Origin of the sequence: Streptomyces sp. NPDC000345 (assembly GCF_042898825.1) — a bacterium.
Taxonomy (GTDB): Bacteria; Actinomycetota; Actinomycetes; order Streptomycetales; family Streptomycetaceae; genus Streptomyces.
In genome coordinates, this window is the sequence record NZ_JBIAZE010000014.1 from 210,657 (window position 1) to 218,545 (window position 7,889).

The 7,889-nt window shown below is 71.7% G+C and carries 6 protein-coding genes and 1 pseudogene; 4 read left to right on the forward strand and 3 right to left on the reverse strand.

Annotated elements, in window-relative coordinates:
• Positions 1-105 precede the first annotated feature (105 nt).
• On the forward strand, positions 106-1,329 hold the full coding sequence (locus ACFY30_RS29915; protein WP_390848257.1) for an arginine deiminase: 1,224 nt from the start codon (positions 106-108) through the stop codon (positions 1,327-1,329).
• A 94-nt stretch (positions 1,330-1,423) separates the two neighbouring features.
• A complete protein-coding gene (gene argF / locus ACFY30_RS29920; protein WP_390848258.1) occupies positions 1,424-2,431 on the forward strand; it encodes an ornithine carbamoyltransferase in 1,008 nt (335 codons plus the stop codon).
• A 17-nt stretch (positions 2,432-2,448) separates the two neighbouring features.
• Here the strand turns inward: argF and ACFY30_RS29925 are convergent, their stop codons facing one another.
• Entirely contained in the window at positions 2,449-2,913 is a 465-nt protein-coding gene (locus ACFY30_RS29925) for an ATP-binding protein (protein WP_390848268.1), read from the reverse strand.
• Positions 2,914-3,203: 290 nt separating this feature from the next.
• Here ACFY30_RS29925 and ACFY30_RS29930 point away from each other — a divergent pair, with 290 nt between their 5' ends.
• Both ACFY30_RS29930 and ACFY30_RS29935 read left to right on the forward strand, forming a co-directional pair.
• Positions 3,204-4,031, forward strand: coding sequence for an enoyl-CoA hydratase family protein (locus ACFY30_RS29930; protein ID WP_390848259.1), 828 nt, complete (start codon positions 3,204-3,206; stop codon positions 4,029-4,031).
• A 41-nt stretch (positions 4,032-4,072) separates the two neighbouring features.
• Positions 4,073-6,412, forward strand: coding sequence for a bifunctional salicylyl-CoA 5-hydroxylase/oxidoreductase (locus ACFY30_RS29935; protein WP_390848260.1), 2,340 nt, complete (start codon positions 4,073-4,075; stop codon positions 6,410-6,412).
• Here ACFY30_RS29935 and ACFY30_RS29940 read toward each other — a convergent pair.
• Together ACFY30_RS29940 and ACFY30_RS29945 are read right to left on the reverse strand one after the other, a co-directional pair.
• A complete protein-coding gene (locus ACFY30_RS29940; RefSeq protein ID WP_390848261.1) occupies positions 6,402-7,607 on the reverse strand; it encodes a sulfate adenylyltransferase subunit 1 in 1,206 nt (401 codons plus the stop codon). The two genes, ACFY30_RS29935 and ACFY30_RS29940, sit on opposite strands and share 11 nt — an antisense overlap.
• 2 nt (positions 7,608-7,609) lie before the next feature.
• A pseudogene (locus ACFY30_RS29945) lies at positions 7,610-7,889 on the reverse strand (sulfate adenylyltransferase small subunit); the annotation flags it as partial.

Consider the following 7,889-nt stretch of genomic DNA (forward strand, 5'->3'; position numbering starts at 1 on the left):
ACGACGATAATCAAGGTGCCGGTTGTCGTCAAGGGGACGAAAACAAGGGGACGCGAAACGGTCTCGCGGAGGGTGAAGACGGGTCCCGATGGTCAGGATGGAGGCATGGGATTCCACGTCGACTCCGAGGCCGGGCGGCTGCGCCGCGTCATCCTGCACCGGCCGGATCTCGAGCTCAAAAGGCTCACCCCCAGCAACAAGGACGCGCTCCTCTTCGACGACGTGCTGTGGGTGCGCCGGGCGCGCGCCGAGCACGACGGGTTCGCCGACGTCCTGCGCGACCGCGGCGTCGAGGTCCACCTCTTCGGCGATCTGCTCGTCGAGGCCCTGGAGACCCCGGCGGCCCGCGCGCTCGTCCTGGACCGCGTCTTCGACGAGAAGGAGTACGGGGTGCTGGCCACCGACCACCTCCGGGCCGTCTTCGAGGACCTCTCCGCGGCCGAACTGGCCGAGAGTCTCGTCGGCGGCATGACCAAGCGGGAGTTCCTGGAGGCGCACCCCGAGCCGACCTCCGTGCGCTTCCACGTCATGGAACTCGACGACTTCCTCCTCGCCCCCCTGCCCAACCACCTCTTCACCCGTGACACCTCCGCCTGGATCTACGACGGCGTCGCCGTCAACGCCATGCGCTGGCCCGCCCGGCAGCGCGAGACCGTGCACTTCGAGGCGATCTACCGGCACCACCCCCTGTTCCGCGGGGAGACGTTCCACGTCTGGTCCGAGGGGCAGGCCGACTACCCGTCCACCATCGAGGGCGGCGACGTCCTCGTCATCGGCAACGGCGCCGTCCTGATCGGCATGAGCGAGCGGACCACTCCGCAGGCCGTGGAACTGCTCGCGCACAAGCTGTTCGCGGCGGGGTCGGCGCGGACCATCGTGGCCCTGGACATGCCGAAGCGGCGCGCCTTCATGCATCTCGACACCGTCATGACGATGGTCGACGGAGACACCTTCACCCAGTACGCCGGCCTCGGCATGCTCCGCTCGTACACCATCGAGCCGGGCGCCGCGGAGAAGGAGCTGAAGGTCACCGACCATCCGCCGGAGCACATGCACCGCGCGATCGCCGCCGCCCTCGGCCTCAGCGAGGTCCGGGTGCTCACCGCCACCCAGGACGTGCACGCGGCCGAACGGGAGCAGTGGGACGACGGATGCAACGTCCTGGCCGTCGAGCCGGGTGTCGTCATCGCCTACGAGCGCAACGCCACCACCAACACCCATCTGCGCAAGCAGGGCATCGAGGTGATCGAGATCCCGGGCAGCGAGCTGGGCCGGGGGAGGGGCGGGCCCCGCTGCATGAGCTGTCCGGTCGAGCGGGAGGCCGTCTGACTCGCACAGGTGTCTGTATAGAAATGCCGAGTGTCGTATAGACTTCCAAGGGTCCCTGTCACTGCACCTCTGCACGCATCTCTTGGAGCGCCCCATGGCGACAGTCCCGACCGCCCTCGCCGGCCGCCACTTCCTCAAGGAACTGGACTTCACCGGGGAGGAGTTCCGCGGTCTGATCGAGCTGGCCGCCGAACTGAAGGCGGCCAAGAAGGCCGGGACGGAGACCCAGTACCTGCGGGGCAGGAACATCGCGCTGATCTTCGAGAAGACCTCGACGCGCACCCGCTGCGCGTTCGAGGTCGCCGCCGCCGACCAGGGCGCCTCCACCACCTACCTCGACCCGTCGGGCTCGCAGATCGGCCACAAGGAGTCGGTGAAGGACACGGCGCGCGTGCTGGGCCGGATGTACGACGGCATCGAGTACCGCGGCGACAGCCAGCAGAAGGTGGAGGAGCTGGCCGCCCACGCCGGCGTGCCCGTCTACAACGGTCTCACCGACGACTGGCACCCCACCCAGATGCTCGCCGACGTGCTGACGATGACCGAGCACACCGGCAAGCCCCTGACGGACATCTCCTTCGCCTACCTCGGCGACGCCCGCTTCAACATGGGCAACTCCTACCTGGTCACCGGCGCCCTGCTCGGCATGGACGTGCGGATCGTCGCCCCGAAGACCTACTGGCCCGCCCAGGAGATCGTCGACCGCGCCCGCGAACTCGCCGCGGCCGCCGGCGCCCGGATCACACTCACCGAGTCCCTGGCCGAGGGTGTCCGCGGCGCCGACTTCGTCGCCACCGACGTCTGGGTCTCCATGGGGGAGCCCAAGGAGGTCTGGGACGAGCGGATCGCCGCCCTCGGCCCCTACGCGGTGACCATGGATGTCCTGCGCGCCACCGGTAACCCGGACGTCAAGTTCCTGCACTGCCTGCCGGCCTTCCACGACCTCGGCACCAAGGTGGGCCGCGAGATCCACGAGACCCACGGCCTGGAGTCCCTGGAAGTGACGGACGAGGTCTTCGAGTCGGCCCACTCGGTCGTCTTCGACGAGGCGGAGAACCGACTGCACACGATCAAGGCGGTCCTGGTCGCCACCCTCGGCTGAGTCCCCGGCCGGCCCGGTCACTCCGGACGCGGCCGCCACTGGGGCGGGACCACGGCCAGCCGGAACCACACCGCCTTGCCCTTCTCGGTGGGGCGGTGCCCGCAGGACGAGCTCAGGGCGCGGATCAGCAGCAGACCGCGCCCGTGCTCCTGCCAGGGGTCGGGATCCCCGCCGGACGGCCGGGTGAGGTCGCCCGGCGGCATCGGGTCGTGGTCGTGCACCTCGACCTGGCAGCCGGTCGGCCGCAGCTCCACCACCAGCTCTATCGGGGCGTCCCCGGCGGCGGTGTGCTCCACGGCGTTCGCGACCAGCTCGGCCGTCAGCAGTTCCGCCGTGTCGCTGTCCGCTCCGTGCTCCAACTCGGTCAGCGCCGTACGGACCAGTGCACGGGCCACCGGCACGGCCGCGGCGGAGTGCGGCAGTGCGATCCGCCAGGAGGCGGCCGAGTCGGCGGGGCGATCTTGCAAGGCGAGTCCGTTCATGGCGCAGGGTCCCGTGATCGACATCAGGCGGTCCTGCCTTCAACTTCAGGAATGGTACGGGGCCCCCGGCGGGTGCGCTTGTCGGGCGCCGTACGGGGCCTGCGGCCCCGCTGCCGGGTGACTTACCCCGGACAACGGCTCGTCTCGCTCCCCGGATCCCGTTGTTACGGCGTTATCGACGACCGGTGACACTGTGCGCGCCCCTGCCCCACGGCCGGATATCGCGCCCTCGTGACGACAGTCACGCAAGGGTGATAACTTCGAGGGTGACCGTCGAGGAGGCCGCCCTGATGAGTCCCTTCACCGGATCCGCCAAGCGCACCGCCCGCTGGGAACACCTCCGTGTCGAGCACACCGACGGGGTCGCCACCGTCACGCTCACCCGCCCCGCGAAACTCAACGCCCTCACCTTCGGCGCCTACGCCGACCTGCGCGACCTGCTCGCCGAACTGTCCCGGGAGCGGTCGGTCCGCGCCCTGGTCCTGGCCGGGGAGGGGCGCGGCTTCTGCTCCGGCGGTGACGTCGACGAGATCATCGGCGCCACCCTCGCCCTGGACACCGCCCAGCTCCTCGACTTCAACCGGATGACCGGCCAGGTCGTGCGCGCCGTACGGGAGTGCCCGTTCCCGGTGATCGCGGCCTTGCACGGCGTCGCCGCGGGCGCCGGAGCGGTTCTCGCCCTCGCCGCGGACTTCCGGGTCGCCGACCCCACCGCCCGCTTCGCGTTCCTCTTCACCCGAGTCGGCCTGTCCGGCGGCGACATGGGCGCCGCCTACCTCCTGCCCCGGGTCGTCGGCCTCGGCCACGCGACCCGGCTGCTCATGCTCGGCGAACCCGTGCGCGCCCCCGAGGCGGAGCGGATCGGCCTGATCAGCGAACTCGCGGAGGACGGCAGCGCGGACGAGGCCGCCCAGAAGCTCGCCCGCCGCCTCGCCGACGGCCCGGCGCTGGCGTACGCGCAGACGAAGGCCCTGCTCACGGCCGAGCTGGACATGCCCCTTGCGGCGTCGGTGGAACTGGACGCCTCGACCCAGGCGCTGCTGATGAACGGCGAGGACTACGCGGAGTTCCACGCGGCCTTCACCGAGAAGCGGGCGCCGAAGTGGAGGGGGCGGTAAGGGTGCCGAGCCGGACCCCACACCCACACCCGCGGCCGCCCGTGCCGGAGAGCCGCCCCCTGCGCGTCGCGATCATCGGCGGAGGCCCCGGCGGCCTGTACGCCGCCGCGTTGCTCAAACGCCTCGACCCCGCCCGCGACATCACCCTCTGGGAACGCAACGACCCCGACGACACCTTCGGCTTCGGGGTGGTCCTCTCCGACGAGACGCTGGGCGGCATAGAACACGCCGACCCGGCCGTCCACGAGTCCCTCCGCCGGCACTTCGTCCGCTGGAACGACATCGACATCGTCCACCGGGGCGTCCGCCACACCGCCGGAGGCCACGGCTTCGCCGCCCTCGGCAGAAAGCGCCTCCTGCAGATCCTGCACGACCGCTGCCGCACCCTCGGCGTCGACCTGCGGTTCCGCACCGAGGCGCCCCACCCCGCACTGCTCTCGGAGACGTACGACCTGGTCGTCGCCGCCGACGGGGTGCACAGCACGACCCGAGAGGCGTACGCCGACGCCTTCCGCCCCCGTCTGACACCCCACCGCTGCCGCTACATCTGGCTCGCCGCCGACTTCGCCCTCGACGCCTTCCGCTTCGAGATCGCCGAGACCGCGCACGGCGTCATGCAACTGCACGGCTACCCGTACGCCCGCCCGTCTCCCGACCACCACCCCTCGACGAGGCACTCCGGGCCGCAGAACCGGTTCGGCGCCTCCACGGTGATCGTCGAGATGCGCGAGGAGGTGTGGAAGGCGGCCGGCTTCGACGAACCCGACCCCCGCGCATCCGTCGAGCGCTGCGCCAAGATCTTCTCGGACGCGCTCGGCGGACGCCCCCTGAAGTCGAACAACTCCCTGTGGACCACCTTCCGCACGGTCGTCAACGAGCGCTGGTCGCACGGCAATGTCGTGCTCCTGGGCGACGCCGCCCACACCGCGCACTTCTCCATCGGCTCCGGCACCAAGCTCGCGGTCGAGGACGCCCTCGCCCTGGCCGCCTGCCTGGAGGAACAGCCCGATCTGCCGACGGCGTTGCGCGCCTACGAGGAGGAGCGCAGGCCCGTGGTCGCCTCCACCCAGCGGGCCGCCCGGGCCAGCCTGGAGTGGTTCGAGAACGTCGGCCTCTACGTCGGCCAGCGGCCCCGCCGGTTCGCCTTCAACCTGCTCACCCGCAGCCGCCGCGTCACCCACGACAACCTGCGCCTGCGCGATGCGCACTTCACCGAGGCGGTGGAACGGGAGTTCGGCTGCCCGCCCGGCACGCCCCCGATGTTCACCCCGTTCCGGCTGCGCGGCCTGACCCTGCGCAACCGGGTCGTCGTCTCCCCGATGGACATGTACTCGGCCACCGACGGAGTCCCCGGCGACTTCCACCTGGTCCACCTGGGCGCCCGTGCCCTCGGCGGGGCCGCACTGGTCATGACCGAGATGGTGTGCGTGTCCCCCGAGGGGCGCATCACCCCCGGCTGCACCGGCCTCTACACCGCCCGCCAGACCGACGCCTGGCGGCGCGTCACCGACTTCGTGCACACCCGGGCACCGGGCACCGCGATCGGCGTGCAGCTCGGCCACTCCGGGCGCAAGGGGTCGACGAAGGTGATGTGGGAGGGCATGGACGAGCCGCTGCCCGAGGGCAACTGGCCACTCGTCGCCGCCTCCCCGCTGCCGTACAAGCCCGGCAGCCAGACCCCGCGCCAACTGTCGCGCGCCCAGCTCACCGATCTGCGCGAGCAGTTCGCCGCCGCGGCCTGGCGGGCCGGCCGGGCCGGCTTCGATCTGCTCGAACTGCACTGCGCCCACGGCTACCTGCTGTCCGGCTTCCTCTCCCCGCTGACCAACCGGCGGACGGACGCCTACGGCGGCTCGCTCGCGAAACGGCTCCGGTTCCCCCTGGAGGTCTTCGACGCCGTACGCGCGATGTGGCCGGCCGAGCGGCCGATGACCGTGCGGATCTCCGCCACCGACTGGGCCGACGGCGGGACCTCGGCCGAGGACGCCGTCGAGATCGCCCGCGCCTTCGCCGCGCACGGCGCCGACGCGATCGACGTGTCGACCGGGCAGGTCGTCGCCGACGAGGCACCGGACTTCGGACGGTCGTACCAGACGCCGTTCGCGGACCGCATCCGCCACGAGGCCGGCGTCCCGGTGATCGCCGTCGGCGCGATCTCCTCCTGGGACGACGTCAACTCGCTGATCCTGGCGGGCCGTACGGACCTCTGCGCCCTCGGCCGGCCCCATCTCCACGACCCGAACTGGACCCTGCACGCGGCGGCCGAACAGGGCTACACCGGCCCGGGGGCCGACTGGCCCGCCCCCTACCGGGCGGGCAGCCGGCCCCCGCGCACGGGGCGCACGGACGCCCCCAAACCGCGCCTGACCCTCACGAGTTGACCTCGGCCATGCCGGCGGTGAGCGTCGCCCCGTCCGCCGGGTCGATCAGGATGAACGCGCCGGTGCGGCGCGAGACCCGGTAGTCGTCCAGCGCGAGCGGCTCGGCGGTGCGCAGCGTGATCCGGCCCAGGTCGTTCACCGACAGCGCGTCCGCGCCGCCGAGATCCCGCACGATCGCCCTGACGGTCCTGGTGGTGTGCTTCAGCAGCACCCGGTCGCCCACCCGCAGCGGACGGTCGGCCAGATGGCACACGGCCGCCCGCACGTCCCGGGTGAGCGTCGGCGCGTCCGCGCCCGCCGTGATCATGTCGCCGCGCGAGACGTCCCGCCGGTCCGTCAGGCACACCCCGACCGACTGCGGCGCGTACGCCACCTCCACGTCCTCGCCCAGCGCGTCGATGGCCGCGATCTCGGCGGTCTCGCCGGACGGGGAGATCGTCACCCGGTCGCCGACACGCAGCGACCCCGACACCAACTGGCCCGCGTAGTGGCGGACATCGCCGTGCCGGATGACGTACTGGACGGGGAAACGGGCGGGCGCGTCGGCCGGGCCGACACCGACGGGCACGCTCTCCAGGAACCCCAGCAGCGCCGGACCCGGGTACCAGTCCATCCGTGCCGACCGCTCGACCACGTTGTCGCCGGCGAGCGCCGAGACCGGGATCGGGGTGAAGCCGGGCAGGCCCAGCCCGGCGGCGTCGCCCGCGAACTCCTCGACGATGCGCTCGAAGACGTCCTGCTCGTAGCCCACGAGGTCCATCTTGTTGACGGCGAGGACGACCTGCGGGACCCGCAGCAGCGCGGCCACCGCCGCATGGCGGCGGGTCTGCTCGACGACGCCGTTGCGGGCGTCGACCAGGATGATCGCCAGCTCGGCGGTGGAGGCACCCGTGACCATGTTGCGGGTGTACTGCACATGACCGGGTGTGTCGGCGAGGATGAACCGGCGGCGGGGCGTGGCGAAGTAGCGGTACGCCACGTCGATGGTGATGCCCTGCTCGCGCTCGGCCCGCAGACCGTCGGTGAGGAGGGCCAGGTCGGGGGCGTCCCTGCCCCGGTTGCGGGAGGCGGTCGCCACGGCCTCCAGCTGGTCGGCGAGGACCGACTTGGAGTCGTGCAGCAGCCGCCCGACGAGGGTGGACTTGCCGTCGTCGACCGAACCGGCGGTGGCGAACCGCAGCGTGTCAACCGTCATGTCTAGAAATACCCCTCGCGCTTGCGGTCTTCCATCGCGGCCTCGGAGAGCCTGTCGTCGGCACGCGTGGCGCCGCGCTCGGTGAGCCGGGAGGCGGCGATCTCGGCGATGACCTGCTCGAGGGTGTCGGCCTCGGAGTCCACCGCGCCGGTGCAGGACATGTCGCCGACCGTGCGGTAGCGGATCTGCCGCTTCTCGACGGTCTCCCCGTCCTTGGGGCCGCCCCACTCGCCGGCGGTCAGCCACATGCCGCCCCGCCGGAACACCTCGCGGTGGTGTGCG

Excerpts from the sequence above, each read along its gene's own strand:
- argF (WP_390848258.1), top strand. The coding sequence starts at position 1,424 with ATGGCGACAGTCCCGACCGCCCTCGCCGGCCGCCACTTCCTCAAGGAA.
- ACFY30_RS29930 (WP_390848259.1), top strand. The coding sequence starts at position 3,204 with ATGAGTCCCTTCACCGGATCCGCCAAGCGCACCGCCCGCTGGGAACAC.
- ACFY30_RS29915 (WP_390848257.1), top strand. The coding sequence starts at position 106 with ATGGGATTCCACGTCGACTCCGAGGCCGGGCGGCTGCGCCGCGTCATC.
- ACFY30_RS29925 (WP_390848268.1), bottom strand. The coding sequence starts at position 2,913 with ATGAACGGACTCGCCTTGCAAGATCGCCCCGCCGACTCGGCCGCCTCC.
- ACFY30_RS29940 (WP_390848261.1), bottom strand. The coding sequence starts at position 7,607 with ATGACGGTTGACACGCTGCGGTTCGCCACCGCCGGTTCGGTCGACGAC.